The organism is Acinetobacter sp. ANC 4654, from assembly GCF_002135425.1.
GTDB lineage: Bacteria > Pseudomonadota > Gammaproteobacteria > Pseudomonadales > Moraxellaceae > Acinetobacter > Acinetobacter kyonggiensis.
The window spans coordinates 125131-147832 of record NZ_NEGL01000002.1 but is presented as its reverse complement, the minus strand read 5'-3'; the positions used below and the strand labels follow the sequence as shown (position 1 = coordinate 147832).

The window sequence follows — 22702 nt, the reverse complement described above, 5'->3', positions numbered from 1 at the left end:
ACCGACTGCACCTACCCACGGAGAGAGACATGGCAGAGCGCCTAAACAATGACTTTCAATTTCTGGATGTAGCACGCCAAGATCCAGAGAAAAAAGATCTCACTGTCCGCAAAGCAGAGTTTGTGGAAATTTATAAACCGTTTACAGCGGAAATTGCAGCCAATCAAACGCATCGCTGTCTCGGTTGTGGTAACCCGTATTGTGAGTGGAAATGTCCAGTACATAACTACATTCCAAACTGGTTAAAACTGATTGCTGAAGGTCGTATTTTCCAAGCAGCAGAACTGTGCCATCAAACCAATACTTTGCCAGAAGTCTGTGGTCGTGTATGTCCACAAGACCGTTTATGTGAAGGTGCTTGTACCTTAAATGATGGTTTTGGTGCAGTGACCATTGGTAATGCAGAAAAATATATTAATGACACTGCCTTTGCTTTGGGCTGGCGTCCAGATATGTCTTCTGTAAAGTGGACAGATAAAAAAGTCGCGATTATTGGTGCAGGTCCAGCAGGTTTAGGCTGTGCCGATATTCTAGTGCGTAATGGGGTTAAACCTATTGTATTCGATAAACGTCCTGAAATTGGCGGTTTACTCACGTTTGGTATTCCAGAATTTAAAATGGAAAAAGACGTGATGAAACGTCGCCGTGAAATTTTCACGGGGATGGGTGTTGAATTCCGTTTAAATACTGAAATTGGTACAGATGTCACGATTGAGCAATTGCTTGCAGATTATGATGCTGTCTTTATGGGTATGGGAACATACACTTATATGAAGGGCGGTTTTGCAGGTGAAGAGCAGGATGGTGTGTATGATGCACTGGATTTCCTGATTGCCAATGTCAACCGTACGCAAGGTTGGGAAAAAGACCCAAGCGAGTACATCAGTGTTGAAGGTAAGAAAGTGATTGTGCTTGGTGGTGGTGACACTGCGATGGACTGTAACCGTACTTCAATTCGTCAAGGTGCAGAATCTGTTGTCTGTGCATACCGCCGTGATGAAGAAAATATGCCGGGTTCACGTCGTGAAGTAAAAAATGCACGTGAAGAGGGTGTGGACTTTCAGTTTAATCGCCAACCAATTGAAATTGTTGGTGAAAATGGTAAAGTCACAGGCGTTAAAGTAGTTACAACGCAATTGGGCGAAGCGGATAGTCGTGGTCGTCGTAGCCCTGAACCAGTTCCAGGTTCAGAAGAAATTTTGCCTGCGGATGCGGTACTTTTAGCTTTCGGTTTCCGTGCCAGTCCTGCTGATTGGTTTGCGGGTGCAAACATTGGTTTAGATGGTTCTGGTCGTGTGGTTGCAGCTGAAAAGCAGCAATACAAATTCCAAACATCAAATCCGAAAATCTTTGCGGGTGGTGATATGGTTCGTGGCTCTGACTTGGTGGTGACTGCCATTTGGGAAGGTCGTGAAGCTGCTGAAGGTATTTTGGATTACTTAGATATCTGATTGGACATCTGATCGGATATTTAAGCTAAATTGAAAATATTTGAAAAGTGAATCGCTGAAATCCCCCTTTGAAAAAAGGGGGATTTTTTATTTTCCAAACGTTTTAGACAAAAACCGCTGATCATGTTGTCTCTTTTGGCTAATTGAACAAGCGCTTTTGCCATATAACAGCTGTGATTTACTTCGCATACTAAAATCCATTGTATATTTTGACTGGATTACTCTATATGAGCAACGTGGCGGCAGAAAAATCATATCAAAATCGTCCCAAAGCCATTGGCATTACAGTGCGACGTTTACAATTCAACCCTCAGGCCATTCGTCGGCATTATTTTGCCAATTCTCCTGTCATGTCACATTTACTTACGGCACTTTCTTCGACTTTTCCGATCGGGGAACAATTCTTTGTGCATAGCGTAAGAAATGTACGGGACAAAGTGCAAGATGAAAACCTACAAGCGCAAATCGCAGCATTTATTGGGCAAGAAGCCATGCACTCCAAAGCGCATGCTGAATTCAATGCGGCTTGGCGCAGTGAGGATTATAATTTAGATCGTTTTCAGGCATGGCTTGCGCGTAAAGATGACTATGTTAAAAATTTACATCCTAAAATTCAACTCGCGATTACCTGTGCTTTTGAGCATTTTACGGCATTACTAGGCGGTTATATCCTGCGACATCCAGAGGTTTTGGCGACCTTAGATGAGGATGCTGCAAAACTTTGGGTTTGGCATGCCATTGAAGAAATTGAACATCGGGCGGTGGCTTTTGATGTTTACCAAGCAGTATACGGTGATGATAAAATCCGGCGTATGATTATGCGTAGTGTAACCACAGGCTTTGCTAGCTTGACGCTCTATTCTGCCACACGGTTATTTCTGCAAGATAAGAAAAAAAGTTTGCCGAAAGTGGGCGGAAATATTTTTGGATTGTACTTGCTGGGAAAAATGTTTCTGCAACTTACTCCAGAATATTTAGCTTATTTTAAACGTGATTTTCATCCTTCAGAAATTGACTATACAAACCTGATTCGCGACTGGAAACAGCGTTTAGCAGAAGATTATCAAGTGGAAAGTTTTCAACATGAATTAAAGCCAATTTTGCTGAATTAATGACTAAAAGAAGCAGAGGCGAATCATGATATTCGCTTTTTTTATTGATCATGTGGAATACTGAAATTAAACAGAACTCTGCCTAAATGTGTTTACAATAAAAATATCCAAACAAATACAAAGAAATATAGAGGATATAAGTTAATGAATCCCATGAAAAAAAGTTTAGTCGCTATCGCACTGGTCAGTACCTTAACATTATCGGGTTGTGGCTATAATACCTTACAGGTGAAAGACGAAGCCGTGACTGCATCGTGGTCTGAAGTACAAAACCAATATCAACGTCGTGCCGATTTAGTTCCTAATTTGGTTAATGTCGTTAAAGGCTATGCTAAACATGAAGAGCAAGTATTAACAGAAGTAACGCAAGCACGTGCCAATGTTGCAGGCTTAAAAGTGGATAAAGAAGTTTTAGAAGATCCCGCTTTATTTGAAAAATATCAACAAGCACAGGCACAGATGACCAGTGCACTATCACGTTTAATTGCAGTATCTGAAAACTATCCAGACTTAAAAGCCAATGAACAATTCCGTGATTTACAAGTTCAATTAGAAGGTACTGAAAATCGTATTGCCGTGGCACGTAATCGTTATATTACTGCTGTTCAGGATTTTAATTCCTATTCGCGTCAGTTCCCGCAAGTGATGACGGCCAAAGTGATTGGTATGGAGACTAAACCGAATTTTAGTGCGGATCAAAGTGCACAAAATGCACCGAAAGTATCCTTCGATTAAGTCATACATGATTGAATAAGGAATGCCGATGTCTGATTTTGATCAACAACACATTTCACCCATAAGCATACTGCAAGCTTTGTTATTGTGTTGCAGCATACTGATGTGTTCAGTTACGTGGAGTGAAGCCACTACAGCTATGGATGAGAGTGCTGAAGCGGTAGTGCTGGGTAAAATTGTCAAAGATCAACAGACAGCGCAGAATCAAACATCAATTCAAAAAAATACTGAAATAACATCGCAACAACCGAAAATTGCCAATGATCTGGCAGAGGGTGAATCTATTCGTGGATTACCCACTTTAAATGAGCCCGTGGTTGATCAGGCAAATTTACTTTCTACCCCTGAAAAACAAGCCTTAACTCAGCGGATTCTCAAATTACATCAACAAGGCAAAGCGCAAATCGGCGTGGTGATTGTTCCTACGACAGGGCAAGAAGATATTTTTGATTTTGCCATGCGCATTGCAGAAAAATGGCAATTGGGTTCAGCCAAACAAGACAATGGTTTGCTCATGGCCATTGCGGTAAATGATCGCCGAATTCAAATCTTGACAGGTTATGGTTTGGAAGGGGTGTTACCCGATATTGTGGCCAGTCGTATTATTCGTAATCAAATCACGCCTTATTTTAAACAAGCCCAATATGCGCAAGGAATTAATGCTGGTTTAGCAGAAATTGAACGTATTTTAAATCTGGATCCTGAAGTGGCAGCGCAAGCCGCAAAGGAATTAAAAGAACGTCAAGCACAAGCTTTACACGAGCAACAAGCCAAACAGAAAACACTAAGTACGGCATTATTTATCCTCATTGCGGGGATTATTGGTTCTTTCGTTGTGGGTAAGCGCTTAAGTGCTTCAACTGCTGCGGTTGCAGGTACAGTTGCAGGCTTGGTGAATGGTGCAGGCTTAGTGACCAGTTTGTTGATTGGTGGCGGGATTTTCTTTTTACTGATTACGGCTTTAGCACAAACCATTTTTCAGCTGTTTCTAGCTTCCTCTGGTGGTGGACGGGGTGGCAGAGGCGGTGGTGGTTTTGGTGGTGGCGGATATAGTGGTGGTGGCGGTGGTTTTGGCGGGGGAGGAGCATCAGGCTCATGGTAACAACAATAGATACGACAGAAATTGTCACACAGCCTAAAATTGAAGACATCGCTCAGCCAAGCTTTAAGCGTTGGCTCAAGCATTTCTTTTTTATGCCAGCAACCAAGCGCTATTTTTCCAAACAAGATCAATATGAAATTGCTCAAGTCGTACAACATGCGGAGCAGGGTCATGTTGGAGAAATTCAGGTGGTGATAGAGGGTTGTATTCCATCAAATCAAGCGTATCAGCAAACTGTGCATATGCGTGCAAGACAACTTTTTGCTGAACTGGGTGTTTGGGATACCGAGTTGAATAGTGGTGTACTGCTCTATCTAAACTTATGTGAGCAAAAGGTTGAAATTGTGATTGACCGTGGCATTCAAAAAGCGACTGAACAAGTGGTTTGGGATCAAATTTGTCAAAATATAATTCAACAACTGGCAGCACAGCACTATAAAGCAGCCGTTATAAAGGGTGTGGAAAGTATTGGAGAGGTATTAATTGAGTTTTATGCACATGCCATAGCCGATCAGCAGAATGAATTGAGTAACGAACCCATTATATTGGGCTAGAAAACGGTGTTTAAGTGACAAAAAATGTCATTTTTTTACTTAAAAAAACATTAAATCCACACTGTAACAATTTTATTTTTTTAAAGTGCTGTTTTTTCTGTTAATTTTATTATAATCACTCTTGGCATATTTAGTGCTATACATAAAATAAGCTAAATAAGTTTATAAAGCTTATAAATAAACAATAAACATTTGTGGAGAATGTTATGAAATCTATACAAAAGGGTTTTACTCTTATTGAATTAATGATCGTTGTTGCGATTATCGGTATTTTGGCTGCAATTGCGATTCCAGCTTATCAAAGTTACACCATTCGTTCTAAAGTCACTGAAGGTTTAACTTTAGCATCAGCAGCAAAAACTGCAGTAGCAGAAACTTTTGCAACGCGTAATTCTGGTGCTGTAGCTGCGTATGCTGGTACAGGTCCTTCTGCTGCTGGTTCTTATGGTTATGAATATACTGCGGGTCAAAATGTAGCTTCAATTGAAATTGCTGGAATTGCTGACGTCGAAGCCCCAGCTGTTGGTGACGGTGTTGTTACGATTACTTATGCTGGTCAATTAGCAACAGCATTAGTAACTCCAATTCTTTTAACACCAGGAAGTGGTGCTGTAAGTGATACAACTGGTTTGCCAGCAGCAGCACTTGATCAAGCAGCGCCAGTGGTTTGGGGTTGTTCAATTGGTACTGATGCATCATTTAAATATGTACCAGCAAATTGTCGTTTCTAATTTAGTAATTAAAAAAACCACCTTATATTAGGTGGTTTTTTTATAAATGTAAGAATCGTAACTAAATAAGGAGAATCTGACAAAAAATGTTATAAATGATTTGGTACTTATTTTTAAGTTATTGTTAAATATTAAAAAATATGATTGGCATTAAAATTGTAATAATAAAAATAATTATAGGATTTTAGGGAGATCGGATCATGAGAGAGATAAAAGGTTTTACTCTCATTGAGTTAATGCTAGTGGTCGCAATTATTGGAATTTTAGCAGCAATCGCAATTCCTGCTTATCAGAGTTATACCATACGAACTAAAGTATCAGAGGGGTTAATACTTTCAAGTGAAGCAAAAATAGCGGTAGTTGAAACATTAGGGTACATGATTAGCGGAAGTATTACGTCCTACAGTGGTACGGGGTTGAATGTTGCTGGGTCGTACTCTTTCCAATTTACCCCAACTGAAAACGTAAGTAGCATTAGTATTGCTGGAATTTCGAATTTAGCGATTCCTGTTATGGATGAGGGTCAAATTGAAATCCAGTATACTGGAATGATTAATACAGCTTTAGGTTCAAATATTATTTTGACACCTGGTTCTGGCACAGTTGCAAATGCTGCGCGACCTAGCGCTGCTATTATTCCAGGGCAGCCTGTAGTATGGGGGTGTGGAGTGCGATCAATTACAGCGTATAAGTATATTCCTACCAATTGTCGTTATTCACTTTAAAGCATAAAGTATACAAATCATAGTGATGGAAGACTGTTCTAAAATGTCTGCTCGTATTAAAGCTTTTTTGATTCATGGACTGATTTCGATCAGTATCGCCTTATTGGTTATTGGTCTTATTTTTTTAGTTTGGTATCCTGCACCTTTAGCAAAAGCATCGGGCGTTACACATATTTTTTTAATGATGTTGGCGATAGATGTCATTGTGGGACCATTATTAACTTTAGTCGTTTATAAGCAAGGGAAAAAAACGTTACTTTTTGATTTAACAATTATTGCTCTTTTGCAAATTTTAGCTTTAGGTTATGGATTATGGACTATTTCGCAGGGGCGTCCTGTATGGCTTGTATTTAATGCAGACCGTTTTGATAGTGTAAGAGTGAATGAGATAGATAACCGTAATATTTCGAAAGCAAAACAGGTGTACCAGAATCCATCTTGGTTTTATCCTCAATGGGTTGCAGCAGTAGCACCTAAAGATATAGAAGAAAATAATACGGTGACATTTGAAGCGATCTTTTCAGGGGTAGATATAGCACAGAGACCAAATTTGTATATGCCATTAAAGGATCAAAAATTACAAATACAAAATAAGGCAATTAATGTGAACGAACTGTATAAATATAATGACCAGAAAGCAGTGGGTGTTATTTTACAACAATATCCATTAGCTGATACTTATCTTCCAATGAAAGCGGTTGCTATTGATATGGTAGTTTTAGTTAATAAAGAAAAAGGTGAAGTAGTCAAAATTGTAGACTTACGCCCATGGCATTAAGCTTATGACAAAAGCACCTATTTAAGCCCGAATAAAAAAGCAGATTATCTTTTAATCTGCTTTTTTATTATCATATGCCCATTCTATTTTCACTGATCTAATCATGAAATTTTTGTTATTGCTTTTAGCCAGTGTCTTCATTGCCCTCGGCTGGCTTTTGCCTATTCATTACCGCCCGTGGGTGACCTATACAGGCGAATTGTTTGCCTTTTTATCCTTGTTTGCCCTTGCTGCCATTTATTTAAAAGACAAGATTAAGCTCCCTGTGATTAGTCTGCCTTTATTGTTTTTGGCTAGCGTGCCTCTATTACAATATTTCTGTGGTGAACTCTTCTTCTTTGACAAAGCTTTGCTCTGTTCACTCTTTGTTATTGGGTTTTGGCTGTGCAGCGTGTTGGGATATAACTTGACCCAAAACAAACTTGACAGAGAAAAGATTTTTATTGGTTTTAGCACGGTTTTACTTTTGTCAGGAACATTGACGGGCATCATTGCCATTTGTCAGTGGTTAACTTTAGATGCCTATATTCCGGGTATGGTGAATATGCAGAATGCTGTACGCCCCTACGCAAACTTTGCTCAACCGAATAATATGGCGACATTTTTGATTATGTCATTACTTGGTTGCGTATATTTATATGAAAAACAGAAAATAAAAACGTGGGTTCTTAGTCTTTGTACCTTTATTTTGATTTTTGCGGTGGTGCTGAGTCAGTCGCGTACTTCTTGGGTCGTGTGCTTATGTATTCTTATTTACGGCGCTTATCAGCAATATAAGGGATTGATCACACTTAAATGGTATTACACACTTGCATGGCTTGCGCTCTTTATCGGTTTAATTGCGCTATTACCGATTGCTACGCAATGGATTGGACAGGTCGCAGATGTTGCTATTGCTCAAACCAAAACGGCTGCTGAGCGTGCAACAGGGGATATGTCTCGATTAGCCATTTGGCAGCAAATGCTACATGCCATTTTAGATCGTCCTTGGTGGGGCTATGGTTGGAATCAAACCAGTGTGGCTTATACTTTGGTGAGTGATCATTTTCAGGGACCCGTTTGGATACGTAGCGCACATAATTTCATTCTTGATTTTGTGTTGTGGAATGGCTTACTGATCGGCATTCCATTTTTGGCCTACTTTGGTTATTGGGGCTATCAGCTGAATAAGCATGTTAATTCAGTGGAGTCAGTGATTGGTATTTTAATGATTGGGGCGGTGCTGGTTCATGCCATGCTCGAATTCCCGCAATATTATGCTTATTTCTTGCTTCCTGTGGGTTTTATTCTGGGGCTAGTACAATCACAACAATTCAATATCAAGACCATTACGCTTTCACCCAATTATATGCGTGTGCTTTATGTCGTGTCGCTGCTGTTATTGGGCTTGATTATTCGAGATTATGCAGTTGCTGCTGCAAAACTGAATCAATCAATACGTTATGAAAAAAAACCTGAAAAAATAACCAATCAAAAACCCATTTATTTGCTTGAAGAATTTGATCGACGGATTGCATGGATTCGTATGAGTCCATACACAAAGCTTAATCAGCAGGAATTAAACGAAATTCGGGAAATGGTTTTAAACTATCCGACCAAATATGATTTGATTAAATATGCCAAAGCACTGGCTTTTAATGGTCATGAAAAAGAAGCAAAACATCAGCTTTGGCTACTTAAAAAATTAGGAAAAATGGATCTGGATTATGCTTCATTAGCACAACCCATTTCTAAAAAGTAGAACAGAAAATAAAAAACAGCCAGTCAATTGACTGGCTATTTTTTTGGATTAAATTTGGCTTTGAATATAATTTTCGATACCCACTTTTTCCGCCAAATCGAGTTGAGTTGTGGTCCAGTCCCAGTAAGCTTCTTCTTTTTCTAAAATTTCTTGTACAAGGTCACGGGTGACATAATCAAGTTCTTGTTCCGCTAGGCTGACGGATTTTTGTAATGTTTCAATATTTTCTTTGACTTTGCGTACATCACAATTGAGCACTTCAATGGTGTGTTGGCCAATATACAACTTACCTAAATGTTGTAAATTCGGTAAGCCTTCTAAAAACAAAATACGTTCAATAATTTTATCCGCATGTTTCATTTGCTGAATCGATTCTTTGTATTCCGCAGAACCCAGTTGTTCAATTCCCCAGTCATTAAACATACGTGAATGGAGAAAATATTGGTTAATCGCAGTTAAATGGTGGAACAGCACCTGATTTAACTGATTAATTACATCGCGATTGCCTTTCATGGGAAATACTCCATCAACAATTTCTGCCTTAACCATTTGTCAGGCAATCAAAAATTATTATTGCAATTATTTTAAACAAGAACAGAAATAATGGCGAGTAATTTATAGAACGGCAAATGAAAATCGCAATCAAGAGCAATTGATGCTTGAGTTTTGATGAGAAAAAACCCGCTTAGAGTCATAAGCGGGGGAGGAGTGATCTTTCGATCATCAAAACAGTATAATTATAAGAATAGAGATTTAAGCCGCATAAGACAGGCGGGCAGCCAGATCGGAGAGTTCATCACTAATGATTGCGCGAGCTTCTGGTGCGCAGCGACCACAGCATGTTCCTAGATCAAGTAAATCACGAATTTCACGATAGCTTTCGGCACCATTTGCGACGGCATCTTTAATATCTTGATCGGTAATACCACGACATAAACAAACGTACATTTGAGACTGGCCATAAGAGTGAAATGGGATAAGTAATATTATTGATAATTGTTATCGTTTGTCAATGTATTTCATTTGAAATGTTATCCATTTTAATTGGATTTTTGAATAAAAAAACACCACTTTATTGGTGGTGTTTGATAAAAATATTTAACTATATGATTTTTAATTGTTAATAATGACAATGCCATCCATTTCGACTAAAGCACCTTTGGGTAAGCTTGCAACGCCTAATGCTGCACGTGCAGGGTAAGGCTGTGCAAAATATTCACCCATAATCTGATTCACTAGCTGGAAGTGTGAAAGATCAGTCATGAAAATGTTGAGTTTGGCGATATCTGCTAGCGAACCACCTGCTGCTTCACAGACTGCTTTTAAATTATCAAATACGCGACGAATTTGTGCCTCAATTCCTTCAACCAATTCCATACTGTAAGGGTCTAAACCAATTTGACCTGAAAGGTATAGCGTATTTCCCACTAAAATTGCTTGAGAATAAGTACCAATTGCTGCAGGTGCATTTTCAGTATGAATGACTTGGCGGGACATTGATTTTTCCTTATATTGTCTGAAAACATCATAGCGCATATCCATGAATTAGGGGGATATGATTGAATTAACTTGCTTTTGATGCTTCTGAAATATTAATGGGTTGGGCTAAGCGAGTAATACGTGGAAAGCCAAAATGCATGCGTAAATCACGAATGATTTGTGCAATTTGCTTACGATTATGTACCACAATGTTGACGTAAGTTTTGTCTTCGTGGCTGTGTACCATTTCCACCCCCGTTTTTTCTTTACGGCATTGATAGATCAGGTCAGAGATTTGTTCATCATTCATGACCATATCAATACTTAAGTAAGCTGTAAAACTAATATCATTGGCATCATCGGACGTCCAATGTAAAGGCATGATATTTTCTGGATGCAAATGTTGTTCGTGCAAAAGATTATGACAACGTGCGCGATGTACAATTAAGCCACGACGGGATAAATGCCCTTGAATCGGGTCGCCGAGTACAGGATTGCAGCAATGTGCATATTTGACATCAACGCCTTCCGTGCCTTGAATTAGACGAGTGGACGCTTGAGAGTCGATATTTTGACCTTGTGCAAAGAGATGATTTGCAACCAATTGAGGCAGTAAGTCACCCACGGCAATTTGTTCAAATAGTTGTTCTTGAGATTCAATATGCCGCCATTGCAGAATATCTAACCAGTCAGCATCAGTTAAATCTGTGATTGAGCGATTAAAGAGTTTTAGCGCACGGTTTAATGCCTGTTGACCAACCAATTGCTGCTCTTCAATATCTTGATCACGCAAAATATTTTGAATTGCACGCCGTGCTTTTTGAGTGTTAATAAAGCTGAGCCAATCTGGATTGGGTGTTGCCAAAACATCAGTAATAATTTCAATTACTTGTCCGCTAACCAAGGGGGTGGAAAGTGGCTTGATTTCGCCATTTATTTTTGCGCCCACAGCATGGTTGCCTAAAAATAGACTGGCTGAATAAGCAAAATCAACGACTGTTGCACCTTGTGGAAGTTCGTGTAAATGACCGTGTGGGGTATAGACCCAAATTTTTTCTTGATGTAAATAATCTAAAAGATCACTAAAGGTGGTTTTTGCGCAAGCGCCATCAATCAGGACATTGAGGTTTTGCATCGAGGCTTGAATGGCTGAACGACACGCTTGAGGTGCATTTTCGCCTAAAATCACACCGAAACGGGCTGCTTTACGCATCAGTTCAGTTTGAATGGTCAGTGATAAAGTGGTTTTTTCACCTTTTAAACGCATCAGTAACGATTGATTGCCACCAGGAAGTGGGCGACGAATATGATCTTCATAATGTAAGATTTGGAAATTTTCACGCAAAATTTCTGCTAAACGGTCACAGTCAGCAATGCTCTGTAAAATGATTTCAAACGCATGACTATGGGTAAGTTCTTGTAGATCAATATCATTTTTAACAAAGTGACGCAGTAATTCAATATTGTTATTTTTCTTTTTAATACGACCAGAGATTTGATGTTGTTGCAGCAATTCCGTTAGATTTTTTTCCCAAAGACTTTGATATTCACAGCGTTTAGGTTTGGTTTGTAATAGTGCTTCTTGCACATTATTGAACATATCTAAATCAAGATTTTGATAGCACAGATGTTCTAAGTTATCCGCCATTTCATTCATGCCGACGATACGTGCCATCGGAACAAAAATATCAGAGGTTTCTTGTGCGATACGCATGCGTTTATCTGGACGTAATGAGCCCAAAGTGGTCATGTTGTGATAACGGTCTGCAAGCTTAATAATAATGACACGAGGGTCTTGTAGCGTTGCTTGCAGGATTTTACGGAACGAGGCTGCCTTATTGTATTCTTTATCGCTGGAATGGCTGAGTTTAGTGACACCATCGACCAATTCGGCCACGGTACGACCAAATTTTTCAGCAATATCATCTTTGTTGAATTCAGTATCTTCGATCACATCATGTAACAGTGCCGCCATGAGGGTTTCGGCATCTAAGCGCATATGCGAGAGAATACTACTGACCGCAATCGGGTGTAAAATATAAGGCTCACCACTCTTACGCGTCACGCCATCATGTGCAAGATCTGCATAATCGCAGGCCGCAAGCACGCGCTCGACATCGCTTGCATCTAGGTAAGCGTCGATAATGATTTTGAGCTGTTGTCTGGCTTGGCTGACCTGTGGGCCTGGCATATAACACCTTTACTACTTAAGTTTCTACAATTTAAATCGCTAGACCTTTAATGAAAAACATATTGCATGACTTGTCAAATTTTTCATTCAAAAAAAAGCAAAAAGATACCTCTGAAATAACGTACCTTTATACTTATGTTATAACGGTTATTGAGTAAATATAAAAGTTATCCAATAAAAAAAGCCTAGTTAAAAACTAGGCTTTTTCAAGATTTTTTTTCTTATTGGAAAGAAAAGCCATCTAAATTCAGATTGTTTGCAGAAAGTGCAAGGTCAAGACTCGAAGTTTGATAGTCTTGATCACGTTGTTTCAAAATATCTTTCGACACATGACCAGCAGCAATTTCACGTAAAGCAACTACAGTCGGTTTGTCGTTATCCCACTCTACAGTTGGTTCGATACCTTGACGTGCCAATTGACGCGCGCGCTTGCTTGCCACTAGTACAAGCTCAAAGCGGTTGTCTACATGGTCTAAACAATCTTCAACGGTTACGCGTGCCATAAGAATTCTCGTTTGAATATTAAATTTGAACAGACTGAGCAGTATAAAAGGCTTTGACTGTAGACTCAAGTTTTAATCACGATTCAATCGGCGTTATTAATTTTTGAATCAATTCTTGATGACGATTGGCTTGTTGTGACAAACGCAAACGATTGGCAATAATCACCGATTCTAAGTCATGTAATGCTTTATTAAAGTCATCATTAATAATCAGATAGTCAAAGTTGAGATATTGTTGCATATCTTCAACCGCGCAGCTTAAGCGGTGTTCAATCACTTCGACAGAGTCGGTGCCCCGATTGGACAAGCGTTGACGCAAATCGAATTGGCTTGGCGGTAAAATGAAAATTTGTTGAGATTCAGGGAAAAGTTTACGAACTTGTTCTGCACCTTGCCAATCAATTTCAAGTAATACATCATGACCTTTAGCCAGTTGTTGTTTTACCGTGGCTTGAGCTGTGCCGTAATAGTTACCAAATACTTCAGCATATTCAATAAAACCACCTTGCTGAACTAAAGCAAGAAAATCTTCTTTTTGAGAAAAATGATAATGCACACCGTCGAGTTCACCCGGGCGTTGACCGCGAGTTGTGTGTGAGACAGAAACGTGTAAATTGTTCACACGCTCAAGTAGGGCTTTAACCAGAGATGTTTTGCCTGTTCCAGATGCAGCAGAAACGACAAACAAGAGACCCGACATGATATTTTTCCTGATATGATAAAATATCTTCTCTATTTTAGAGCAGACTATCGTCAAACTAAAGAGCTGATCGTAGTTTGTTTGCATTTATTTCAAATTATTCAGTTTAAATTCGAGTGAGCATTGAGGGTCTTATGGAAATTGTATTGGCCAATCCACGTGGTTTTTGTGCAGGTGTCGACCGTGCAATTGCGATCGTTAATCGTGCACTTGAGTGTTTTAATCCGCCTATTTATGTGCGCCATGAAGTGGTACACAATAAATTTGTCGTAGATGATTTACGTCAGCGTGGGGCGATTTTTGTTGATGAGCTGGATGAAGTTCCAGATGACAATATTGTGATTTTTAGCGCACATGGCGTATCTAAAGCCGTGCAAATTGAGGCTGAGTGTCGCGGTTTAAAGGTGTTTGATGCAACTTGTCCATTGGTGACCAAAGTACATATTGAAGTGACTAAATATGCCCGTGAAGGTACGGAAGCAATTTTAATTGGTCATGAAGGTCACCCAGAAGTTGAAGGCACCATGGGGCAATATGATAAAAAAAATGGTGGGGAAATTTATTTGGTTGAAGATGAAGCGGATGTCGCTGCATTAACCGTTAAAGATCCAGAGAAAGTGGCTTTTGTCACCCAAACCACCTTGTCCATTGATGACACTGCCAAAGTGATTGATGCTTTACGGACTAAATTTCCACATATTCAAGGGCCACGTAAAGATGATATTTGCTATGCCACGCAAAACCGCCAAGATGCTGTGCGTGATTTAGCCAATCAATGTGATGTGGTTTTAGTGGTCGGTTCGCCAAACTCATCAAATTCAAATCGCTTACGTGAATTGGCTGAACGTATGGGCAAGCAGGCTTATTTGGTCGATAATGCAGACCAACTGGATCAATCATGGTTTAATGAAAAGACTAAAATTGGGGTCACTGCTGGCGCATCTGCCCCAGAAATTTTAATCAAACAAGTCATACAGCGACTGCAGGATTGGGGTGCTCAAGCACCAGCAGAACTTGCAGGGCGTGAAGAAAATATTACCTTTAGTTTGCCAAAAGAGTTGCGTATCTCTGTAATTCAGGCATAACTGTTAAAGAGGTAACATTCTCTTTAAATTCTTAATTTGACAGATAATTGTATTTTGGCAATTATCTGTTTTTTTATGCCTTTCATCCTTTATGTGTTTAGTTTGTAATTAAGTTAGGTATTATTTTTAATAGGGTAAAATTTTGTTATCTGGGGGGGGTATGCAGCAAACAAAAAAAAATCAAGGGTTCACCTTAATTGAGTTGATGGTGACCGTTGCAATAATGGCGATTATTGCAATGATGGCTGCACCTTCTTTTGGGGATATGGTAACAAGACAAAAATTAAATAGTAATGCGCGTGGTTTTATAACGGCATTAAACCAAGCTAAATCACAAGCAGCGCTATTGCGTACAACAGTTGCTGTTTGTCCTAATAAAATCAATTCAGACGATGATTTTACAAAAGATGAGTGTGCAACAGCTGTGATTCCGAATTATTCATCTATGACGACGGCACAAAAGCAAAATGTACAAATTGACCGAGTTTATTTGGTCGAAGTTGATCCTAAAGTGATTGTGCAATCTTCGAGTACTACGGGAGCACTTTTTAATGCGACTGGAAGTGTAATTACACAGGCAACATTTAATATTTGTGCTTCAGGGAATTTACGTACTATCAGTGTGCTGAGATTGGGAAGTATTAGTCAAAGTTCGGGAACATGTTAATGAATAAGAATAATTACCAAGCTGGAGTAGGACTCATGGAAGTTCTCGTTGCCTTGCTACTCTTAGCAATAGGTGTGTTGGGTTATGCTGCTTTGCAGTTACGAGCAATGGATGCCTCAGCAGAGGCTTTGACTAGATCACAAGGTATTTTAATTTTAAGAGGCTTATCTGAAAATATGCGGGCTAATGGTGTAGGACAAGCCAATTATGCAGCGGCAGTCCGTGGATACACATCAATTGCCGCCACCCCAACTGCACCAACACCATCTTGTTATAACCCATCCACACTTTGTACTGCTGCACAAATGGCTAATTACGATGCATATAGTGCTGCAAAGTCTGCTTTTGAAATTGGGATGCGAATTACGATGGCGGAATGCCCAGGTGTATCGAGTGCTCCAGTGAGAAGACAATGCTTATATGCAGCATGGAATAATACAACTCTAAGTGCAACCGCAACAACTGCGAATGTTAGTCAGTGTATGTCTTCTACAGGAATCTATGTGAATACCGCACGTTGTTTAATGATGGAGGCATATTAAAAATGAATCAGAATAATGTTTCTATCACAACTCAACAAGGTTTCACGTTGATTGAATTGATGGTCGCTTTAGTTTTGGGTTTGTTGGTCAGTGCAGCCGCGATTCAGTTATTTACGGGAGGATTACTTTCTTCTCGTATGCAGGAAGCAAGTGCGGAACTACAGAATAGTGGTATTTTTGGTTTGGACTATATTACTAAAGATGTTCGATTAGCCAATTATGCTAATACTACGAATCCTGTACTGAATGAACAAACATCATGGGGTGGTATCGTTTTAACCGCAAAAACAGCATCAATTACAACAGCAAATATTCCAATCCCAGCTTCAGCTCCTTTTATTTCAAATGGATTGTTAAGTCATAGTCAGGGTACGGGAGACGCGTTAAGTACTGTGACAAATGAATGGCGTGGACTTTCAAATGTGAATGAAACCAGTGATCAGTTAACCATTCAGTTCATTGCGCCAAATACAATGATAAATTGTGAAGGTGCCAATGTTCAAGCAGGAGATTATGTCATTCAACGCTATTTCGTACGACGTGATCCCGCAAATGCGACTTCAGGAACAGACTTTGGTTTAGCTTGCGATGCTAATCGACCTACGGCATCGGGTACAACACCAGTTCTTCCACCAACAGCAATTAATGGATTTGGAGATGCTGGGGAGATTATTATTCCACGTGTAGATCATTTTATTGTGCAATTGAGTGTAAGAAATGATGCGGGTAGTTTGGCGTATTATACGATTAATCAATATCGAGCCATTGCCGCAACGGCTCGTGCAGCATCTACAACCCCACCACGTATTATTGCAGTGAAATTAGGAGTATTAGTGCGGTCTATGGATAATACAAACAATGCTGCAATTGATTTAACTAAGCAAATTCCAATTTTAAATCAGAATGTTACTTTAAATAATACAACAACAAAGTTTGCTCGTCGTGTATACACAACAAATATCACCCTGCGTAATGGTTTAGGGGAAGCATTATGAGAAACAGTAATTTAAGTTATCAATCACAGCGTGGTGCAACTTTAATCGTTGTATTGTTTATGCTTTTACTCATCACAATTATGGGTATTGTTGGAATTCGTGTTGCGATGACATCTTTGAATATTGCAACCAATAGTCAGGTAGGGCAGTTGTTATTACAGACAGGCGATACCCCAACCAATCAGTTTTTGAATGTATCGAACTATAATGACCTCATTGTTTTAAGTGGAGCGATAGGGAAAGCGATTGAAGAGCATAAAGTAGCTCCAGGAAAAGAAGTTATTTTCTGTTATAAACCGACAGCAAGTCAGAAAATGGGTGTTGCATTTGATACGACGGTCTTGGTTGCACCAATTAAGGGGGCTGATGCTGATACTAAAGCAACTATTGATTCTACTCAGTCAAATCGTAGTGGTTTTTGTAACTTAGAAAGTGATTTTGGAAGTGCGCGACAAGCTGTCGTGACTCAAGTTGCAGTTCGTATTCCTACTAATGAAATCTCTGATGCAGATCCAGGTTCAACACTTGCTCGGGATACAGATGTGAGTTTGCAGTCAAATACGTCAAAAGGGAAAGTAGAAGCTCGTGTTCGTATTACCTCAACTGCAATTATGCCTGCATATTCAACAGAAAGTTTAACCACGGTACAGAATGACTGTATTGGCTCAGCAAGTGCGGTGGGTTATATCAATGATAATATTGATGATGCTGTTGCAGGAAAGAGAACAGTTGCAGACTGTTTAAGAAGTTACGGTATACCTGTGAATACACAAGTACAGGAAATCGATTTACGTAAACGTGATATTCAAGTCACAGCACCATGATTAATGGGAGAACGATAATGAAATTAAATAAGTTTGAGCGAAGAAGTCGCACCCAAATTCATACTGGTGCTGTATTTTCTGTATTTTTTATTGGTACGCTACTCATTACATCATCTGTTGTACAAGCGACTGATTTGCAAATTTATGCAAAGCCAAGTGCGGGTAAAAAAACCATTGTGATGATGTTGGATACTTCTGGTTCGATGGGTCCAACATTAAGTTCTGGTTATAGTTTGTATGATGATTATGGTTTAACAAGTAGTACCTGTAGTGTAACTTCTACAACAACTTCGACTACACCTAGTTATACTCGTTCCTATTGTAGCATTTCAGCGAGTACTTCAAATACTAAAGTGAAGGATTCTTCAACTGGATGTGAAGTACAAACTAATGGTAGTTACCGTTGTTATGATCGCTTAAGCCGTCTTAAAGATGGTATGTTTGCCTTTTTGGATAGTAATAACGTAACACTGAATGTTGTTCGTGTCGGATTGGGGCATTTTTCTGGATACAACAGTGGGACTACGACAGGGGATGGATCAACTGGTGAAATATTAGTTGCTACAAAAGAGCTGGGAGCAGTTGGTTCTGCACAACGTTTAGCTTTAAAAACTGCTGTTGCAGGTTTGGTTGCAAGTAACGGAACACCTTCTGCACATGCATATGCTGAAGCCGCAGCTTATTTAATGGGAACAAGCACTTATTCTGAAAACAAGGTATATAGAGATATTGCTGTTGAACAACAAAAACTAGTGAGAAGTTATAGCCGTACATCGATAACTGTGAGTGGTAAATCATACTATCGTTATACTTATACGTATCAATTTTTTACCTGTCAAAGCTTAAGCTCGACTACATTTGGAAATACAAATGTACAAAGCTGTGCTAACTGGGGTACTGCTAGTAACACATCCTACCAAGATCCAAGTAATACGATTCGTACCACTAGTGGTTCAAATCCTGAATGGGTTAACCAACCATGGAGTACAAATTATGACTCAACTAATCCTAGTTCTATATCAAATCCGAGTCGTGATACAAATCAAACAATTATTTTTAGAAGTACCGAACCCCAACTTTATCAAATAACTTATGATGCAAACAGTGGTACACCGAAGTCAAAAAGTCGTGATACGTCATCAAATCCAGATATTGTAATGGATAGAACAGCTACAGATCTCAATGCTCTATATAAGTCACCTTTGCCAGCATCATCAGATCGGGTCTCATGTGATGGCCAAGGGATTTACTTCTTATCAGATGGTGCAGCAAATAGTTCAAGTACTGCTGAAGCGACACAAGTTATGTCCAAAGCTTTAGGTGACTATGGCACGGGTTTTAGCTGTTCAGGTGGGCTATCTAATACAGGTAATGATTCTGCTTGGGACTGTATGGGGGAATTTGCAAAAAAACTCTACAATGGTGGACAAATTCAATCTGTAAGTAGTCAAATGACTAACCCTTCTAATGTGCCAATTCAAACGGCATTTGTTGGTTTTGGTTCGGTCATGAATAATTTGACAGCAACTTCTGGTGCGGATGATGCACGTAATGCATGCCGTATTAGTTCTCGTACTCAAGCCGATCGATCAGGTGATGACAAGTGTTCACCAAACCAACCAAGCTATGCGGTTACAGCGCCAGGTTATGGTAATGGTGGATTCTTCCCTACTCAAAGTGCATCAGGTGTAACTGATAGTGTAGTCGCTTTTATTAATAACTTGGGGGCCGCACCATTAGAGCCATTAACTACTGGTGCGATTTCAGTGCCAGTGGATAGTTTGAATCCAAATGGTTTGCAACCTTATGGTTATTTACGTGCCCTAGAACCAAACCCGCAAAGTAGTAAAATTATTTGGGCAGGGAACTTAAAGAAATATCAAGTTGTACTTTCAGGAACGAATGCTGGTGCTTTTGCTGCAGCCAATGGCACAACTTTGGTTTATGATAACGATGGTGGTTTCCAAACAAATACCAAAGACTTGTGGAACAGTGCAAGTATTTATCAGAACCAAAGTTATGATGATGGTGGTATTATTACTCTAGGTGGGGCTTATTCTAAAGTTCCAATGCCGATTTTAGGTCAATCTGAAAATTTAACAATAAAGCCTAAGCAGTATGCCTATACAGCAAATGCCAATAGATTACGTCGCTTATTTACAGATGTATCTGCAACAGGTGGTGCTGCGTTAACGAATGCAGCCAATGGTGCGAGTTTGTTGAGCATTCCGAGCGGTGCTTTACCAGCTTCCAATATTACAACGTATATTTTATCTCAGTTTAATACTCAAACTACACTAAAAGAATTCCCGCTATTAGTTAAACAAAAACTATTGAACTACTTGGGCTATAGTGTTCCTTTAGATGAAACGGCTACAGCTTTACCAACCACGTTAACTACTCCAAATGCACCGTATTTAGCAATGGGTGGCAGTATTCACTCCTTCCCAGTTCAGTTGACTTATTCAGGGACACTAGATAGTGCTGGTGAATTAACCAGTACTCGGAGCCAATCTGTATTGTATGGCACAATGGATGGCGGTTTGCATTTGGTCGATGGTGACACTGGTGTAGAGCAAATGGTATTTGTTCCTGCTGAATTATTAAGAGGTACTGTATCTTCTAAAGCATTGGTAAAAGGGCAAGATGATAATAATGCGCCTGTACATGGCGTAGATGGTGCATGGGTTGCAGACTCTGCATATACAGCGCAAAAAGCAGCGTCATCTTCAGAAAGTAGTATGGTAAAAGCCCGTCTGATGAATATCTATGGTGGGTTACGTATGGGGGGGAGTAGTTATTATGGTTTGGATGTTTTAACGCCAACAAGTCCTAAATTATTATTTAGAGTAGGACCTGATTTATCTGATTATAGTCGTATGGGCCAGTCTTGGTCGAAACCTGTGTTGGCTAATATTCGTTACAATGGCACTATTCGTCGCGTAATGATTGTTGGTGGTGGTTATGACCAATGCTATGAAAACCCAAGTTTCCGTTTAAACTCGACAGTTGCAACGACCGACTATCCAGATACAGCATGTAATAGTAAATCTGCGGCTCAAGGAAATGCAGTTTATATAATTGATGCAACTACAGGTGAACGTATTTGGTGGGCAAGTAGCAGTGTATCGGGTGTTGGTACAGCAAATACAGATATGAAGCATAGCATTGTGAGTCGGATTAGTGCACTTGATCGTGATGCCGATGGTCTTATTGATCATCTTTATTTTGGTGATTTGGGTGGACAAGTTTTCCGTGCCGACCTGAATAACAATCAAATAAAATCAGGGTCTGCTTATAGTGCTTTTGGTATACGTGTAGCACGTCTTGCAAATATGGCAACAGATACAAGTGGTACGGCATTAACATTAGGAAAAAATCCTCGTTTTTATGAAGCACCAACAGTTACGATTCATGATCAAGGCTCAACAACTTTTATCTTACTTGGATTAGCTTCAGGAAACAGAAGTACACCACTTGATGTATACCCGAGTATAGGGCGTGATGGTATGTTGCCAACCACAGCATTAACAGATCGTTTAGTAAATAATGTGTATGGTATTATTGATCGTGATTTTATTAAACGTAATTTAATTACGGGTTCTCCAACCCTAGAATCGCAGAATAAGACCCTCGCGAATTTGCAAAAAAATCCACAGTTATTATCGGGTATTGTTGCATCTACCTTTATAGGTACAACAGCAAGTAAAGATGGTTGGTATCGTTCACTTTCAAGTAATGGTGCTGGGGTAGAGCGTGCAGGTGGAAGTTTCCGGGTATTGGGTGGGATGAAAGCCTTTGAAGAACCAATGGCGATTACAGGAAATTTACTTGTTCCAGTATATGACCCGCAAGGTACGGGCATTGCACCACAAAACCCATGTTTACCGCGTGTGGTAGGTGAAACTGATCGTCAAAAATACTGTTTACCATTTGGTGCATGTTTGACTAGGAGTGGGGCCGTTGATCGTAGTAAAGAAGATGATCGCACAGGCTTTGTAACAAAAACGACAGGTTGTCCGGCGGGTGTGGCTGAGTGTAATGATAATCCGATTGGTTCAGGTATTCGTGGTATCGCTTTAGTACCAACAGGGTCGGGCACAGGTGGATCAGATTGTGAATCAACCATTAGTACCAGTCAGGGGAGTGTGGGTAAATGGGAATGCCGTCGAATTGTCAATCCAACACGGTGGTATGAAAAATGGACGCAATAAATCAAAATAATTTTTCTGGTTTACAATCCATTGAAAGTAGATCAAGAGTAGAGCAACAAGGTTTTACCTTGATTGAGTTGATGATTGTTATTGTGATCGTGGCGATCTTTGCCACGATTGCGATACCGAGTTATTTGAATTATACACGTCGAGCAGATGCAGCTTTGGCACAACAGGAAATGCAAAAAATAGCAGATCAATTAGAGCGTCATAAGTCGCGTAACTTTTCGTATAGAGGATTTGATCCCAATTTTATTTATGGGGTTACAGGTGCGATGAATTCTGTGACATTACCACGAGGTGCAACGGGTTCTGGCATCAAATATACGATCACTATTCGAGATGGTGATGATCCGACTAAGTTATTAACGGATACGACAGCTTCTCCAACAATTAGAGCACGTCGTTGGGTGATTATGGCAGAATCAACAGATATTAAAAATTATAGCTATTTGCTTAGTAGTACAGGAGTGAATTGTAAGAATAAAACGAAAGCAAACCTCGAATATCAAAACAATACAAAAAAAGATGCTAGTTGCGGTTCATCTGCGACAGGGAGTGAAAGTTGGTAAT

At 39.6% G+C, this 22702-nt stretch carries 22 protein-coding genes; 16 read left to right on the top strand and 6 right to left on the bottom strand.

The features are described 5' to 3' along the window. The first annotated feature begins 29 nt into the window (after positions 1 to 29). The 9 genes from B9T24_RS04635 (at position 30) to B9T24_RS04595 (ending at position 8929) form a co-directional block, all read left to right on the top strand. A complete protein-coding gene (locus B9T24_RS04635) occupies positions 30 to 1451 on the top strand; it encodes an FAD-dependent oxidoreductase (protein WP_086164713.1) in 1422 nt (473 codons plus the stop codon). Between the two features lie 227 nt (positions 1452 to 1678). After that, positions 1679 to 2563 (top strand): metal-dependent hydrolase, encoded by an 885-nt coding sequence (locus tag B9T24_RS04630; protein ID WP_086164712.1) that lies wholly within the window; start codon positions 1679 to 1681, stop codon positions 2561 to 2563. A 144-nt stretch (positions 2564 to 2707) separates the two neighbouring features. After that, entirely contained in the window at positions 2708 to 3298 is a 591-nt protein-coding gene (locus B9T24_RS04625; protein WP_074944999.1) for a LemA family protein, read from the top strand. A 28-nt stretch (positions 3299 to 3326) separates the two neighbouring features. After that, positions 3327 to 4400 carry a TPM domain-containing protein gene (locus tag B9T24_RS04620; protein ID WP_416224347.1) on the top strand — a complete coding sequence of 358 codons (1074 nt, stop codon included), beginning with the start codon at positions 3327 to 3329 and terminating at the stop codon, positions 4398 to 4400. After that, positions 4394 to 4954, top strand: a complete 561-nt coding sequence (locus tag B9T24_RS04615) for a TPM domain-containing protein (protein ID WP_086164711.1) — start codon at positions 4394 to 4396, stop codon at positions 4952 to 4954. Before B9T24_RS04620 ends, B9T24_RS04615 begins: the two co-directional genes overlap by 7 nt. A 206-nt stretch (positions 4955 to 5160) precedes the next feature. Then, positions 5161 to 5685, top strand: coding sequence for a pilin (locus B9T24_RS04610; RefSeq protein ID WP_086164710.1), 525 nt, complete (start codon positions 5161 to 5163; stop codon positions 5683 to 5685). A 200-nt stretch (positions 5686 to 5885) separates the two neighbouring features. After that, positions 5886 to 6410, top strand: coding sequence for a pilin (locus B9T24_RS04605; RefSeq protein WP_086164709.1), 525 nt, complete (start codon positions 5886 to 5888; stop codon positions 6408 to 6410). 43 nt (positions 6411 to 6453) lie between these two features. Beyond that, a complete protein-coding gene (gene tfpZ, locus B9T24_RS04600; protein WP_171264848.1) occupies positions 6454 to 7188 on the top strand; it encodes a TfpX/TfpZ family type IV pilin accessory protein in 735 nt (244 codons plus the stop codon). Positions 7189 to 7291: 103 nt separating this feature from the next. After that, entirely contained in the window at positions 7292 to 8929 is a 1638-nt protein-coding gene (locus B9T24_RS04595; protein WP_086164707.1) for an O-antigen ligase family protein, read from the top strand. 48 nt (positions 8930 to 8977) lie between these two features. Here the strand turns inward: B9T24_RS04595 and bfr are convergent, their stop codons facing one another. From bfr to gmk, 6 genes are all read right to left on the bottom strand, one after another. Beyond that, on the bottom strand, positions 8978 to 9442 hold the full coding sequence (gene bfr / locus B9T24_RS04590) for a heteropolymeric bacterioferritin subunit Bfr (protein ID WP_086164706.1): 465 nt from the start codon (positions 9440 to 9442) through the stop codon (positions 8978 to 8980). A 240-nt stretch (positions 9443 to 9682) separates the two neighbouring features. Beyond that, entirely contained in the window at positions 9683 to 9877 is a 195-nt protein-coding gene (locus tag B9T24_RS04585) for a bacterioferritin-associated ferredoxin (protein WP_004650582.1), read from the bottom strand. Positions 9878 to 10042: 165 nt separating this feature from the next. Beyond that, entirely contained in the window at positions 10043 to 10426 is a 384-nt protein-coding gene (locus B9T24_RS04580) for a RidA family protein (RefSeq protein ID WP_004650581.1), read from the bottom strand. 67 nt (positions 10427 to 10493) lie between these two features. Further along, the gene (locus tag B9T24_RS04575; protein WP_086164705.1) at positions 10494 to 12599 is read right to left on the bottom strand and encodes a RelA/SpoT family protein; all 2106 of its coding nucleotides are present in this window, start codon (positions 12597 to 12599) and stop codon (positions 10494 to 10496) included. 221 nt (positions 12600 to 12820) lie between these two features. Then, positions 12821 to 13102, bottom strand: a complete 282-nt coding sequence (gene rpoZ, locus B9T24_RS04570) for a DNA-directed RNA polymerase subunit omega (protein ID WP_004650579.1) — start codon at positions 13100 to 13102, stop codon at positions 12821 to 12823. A 76-nt stretch (positions 13103 to 13178) separates the two neighbouring features. Then, a complete protein-coding gene (gene gmk, locus B9T24_RS04565) occupies positions 13179 to 13802 on the bottom strand; it encodes a guanylate kinase (protein ID WP_086164704.1) in 624 nt (207 codons plus the stop codon). Positions 13803 to 13936: 134 nt separating this feature from the next. Between gmk and ispH the strand changes: the two genes are divergently transcribed. From ispH to B9T24_RS04530, 7 genes are all read left to right on the top strand, one after another. Then, the gene (gene ispH, locus B9T24_RS04560) at positions 13937 to 14887 is read left to right on the top strand and encodes a 4-hydroxy-3-methylbut-2-enyl diphosphate reductase (protein WP_086164703.1); all 951 of its coding nucleotides are present in this window, start codon (positions 13937 to 13939) and stop codon (positions 14885 to 14887) included. Between the two features lie 160 nt (positions 14888 to 15047). Then, the gene (locus tag B9T24_RS04555) at positions 15048 to 15554 is read left to right on the top strand and encodes a GspH/FimT family pseudopilin (protein ID WP_086164702.1); all 507 of its coding nucleotides are present in this window, start codon (positions 15048 to 15050) and stop codon (positions 15552 to 15554) included. Then, positions 15554 to 16096 (top strand): type IV pilus modification protein PilV, encoded by a 543-nt coding sequence (gene pilV, locus B9T24_RS04550; RefSeq protein ID WP_086164920.1) that lies wholly within the window; start codon positions 15554 to 15556, stop codon positions 16094 to 16096. The genes B9T24_RS04555 and pilV overlap by 1 nt, the downstream gene beginning before the upstream one ends. 2 nt (positions 16097 to 16098) lie before the next feature. Continuing rightward, positions 16099 to 17091 carry a PilW family protein gene (locus B9T24_RS04545; protein ID WP_086164701.1) on the top strand — a complete coding sequence of 331 codons (993 nt, stop codon included), beginning with the start codon at positions 16099 to 16101 and terminating at the stop codon, positions 17089 to 17091. After that, positions 17088 to 17915: a pilus assembly PilX family protein gene (locus B9T24_RS04540; protein ID WP_086164700.1), complete on the top strand. Its 828-nt coding sequence runs from the start codon at positions 17088 to 17090 to the stop codon at positions 17913 to 17915. Before B9T24_RS04545 ends, B9T24_RS04540 begins: the two co-directional genes overlap by 4 nt. 17 nt (positions 17916 to 17932) lie before the next feature. Then, on the top strand, positions 17933 to 22129 hold the full coding sequence (locus tag B9T24_RS04535) for a PilC/PilY family type IV pilus protein (RefSeq protein WP_086164699.1): 4197 nt from the start codon (positions 17933 to 17935) through the stop codon (positions 22127 to 22129). After that, entirely contained in the window at positions 22117 to 22701 is a 585-nt protein-coding gene (locus tag B9T24_RS04530; RefSeq protein WP_086164698.1) for a type IV pilin protein, read from the top strand. The genes B9T24_RS04535 and B9T24_RS04530 overlap by 13 nt, the downstream gene beginning before the upstream one ends. Position 22702: the final 1 nt, after the last annotated feature.

Coding starts and splice junctions, on each gene's coding strand:
- B9T24_RS04635 (WP_086164713.1), top strand. CDS start 30: ATGGCAGAGCGCCTAAACAATGACTTTCAATTTCTGGATGTAGCACGC.
- B9T24_RS04630 (WP_086164712.1), top strand. CDS start 1,679: ATGAGCAACGTGGCGGCAGAAAAATCATATCAAAATCGTCCCAAAGCC.
- B9T24_RS04625 (WP_074944999.1), top strand. CDS start 2,708: ATGAATCCCATGAAAAAAAGTTTAGTCGCTATCGCACTGGTCAGTACC.
- B9T24_RS04620 (WP_416224347.1), top strand. CDS start 3,327: ATGTCTGATTTTGATCAACAACACATTTCACCCATAAGCATACTGCAA.
- B9T24_RS04615 (WP_086164711.1), top strand. CDS start 4,394: ATGGTAACAACAATAGATACGACAGAAATTGTCACACAGCCTAAAATT.
- B9T24_RS04610 (WP_086164710.1), top strand. CDS start 5,161: ATGAAATCTATACAAAAGGGTTTTACTCTTATTGAATTAATGATCGTT.
- B9T24_RS04605 (WP_086164709.1), top strand. CDS start 5,886: ATGAGAGAGATAAAAGGTTTTACTCTCATTGAGTTAATGCTAGTGGTC.
- tfpZ (WP_171264848.1), top strand. CDS start 6,454: ATGTCTGCTCGTATTAAAGCTTTTTTGATTCATGGACTGATTTCGATC.
- B9T24_RS04595 (WP_086164707.1), top strand. CDS start 7,292: ATGAAATTTTTGTTATTGCTTTTAGCCAGTGTCTTCATTGCCCTCGGC.
- bfr (WP_086164706.1), bottom strand. CDS start 9,442: ATGAAAGGCAATCGCGATGTAATTAATCAGTTAAATCAGGTGCTGTTC.
- B9T24_RS04585 (WP_004650582.1), bottom strand. CDS start 9,877: ATGTACGTTTGTTTATGTCGTGGTATTACCGATCAAGATATTAAAGAT.
- B9T24_RS04580 (WP_004650581.1), bottom strand. CDS start 10,426: ATGTCCCGCCAAGTCATTCATACTGAAAATGCACCTGCAGCAATTGGT.
- B9T24_RS04575 (WP_086164705.1), bottom strand. CDS start 12,599: ATGCCAGGCCCACAGGTCAGCCAAGCCAGACAACAGCTCAAAATCATT.
- rpoZ (WP_004650579.1), bottom strand. CDS start 13,102: ATGGCACGCGTAACCGTTGAAGATTGTTTAGACCATGTAGACAACCGC.
- gmk (WP_086164704.1), bottom strand. CDS start 13,802: ATGTCGGGTCTCTTGTTTGTCGTTTCTGCTGCATCTGGAACAGGCAAA.
- ispH (WP_086164703.1), top strand. CDS start 13,937: ATGGAAATTGTATTGGCCAATCCACGTGGTTTTTGTGCAGGTGTCGAC.
- B9T24_RS04555 (WP_086164702.1), top strand. CDS start 15,048: ATGCAGCAAACAAAAAAAAATCAAGGGTTCACCTTAATTGAGTTGATG.
- pilV (WP_086164920.1), top strand. CDS start 15,554: ATGAATAAGAATAATTACCAAGCTGGAGTAGGACTCATGGAAGTTCTC.
- B9T24_RS04545 (WP_086164701.1), top strand. CDS start 16,099: ATGAATCAGAATAATGTTTCTATCACAACTCAACAAGGTTTCACGTTG.
- B9T24_RS04540 (WP_086164700.1), top strand. CDS start 17,088: ATGAGAAACAGTAATTTAAGTTATCAATCACAGCGTGGTGCAACTTTA.
- B9T24_RS04535 (WP_086164699.1), top strand. CDS start 17,933: ATGAAATTAAATAAGTTTGAGCGAAGAAGTCGCACCCAAATTCATACT.
- B9T24_RS04530 (WP_086164698.1), top strand. CDS start 22,117: ATGGACGCAATAAATCAAAATAATTTTTCTGGTTTACAATCCATTGAA.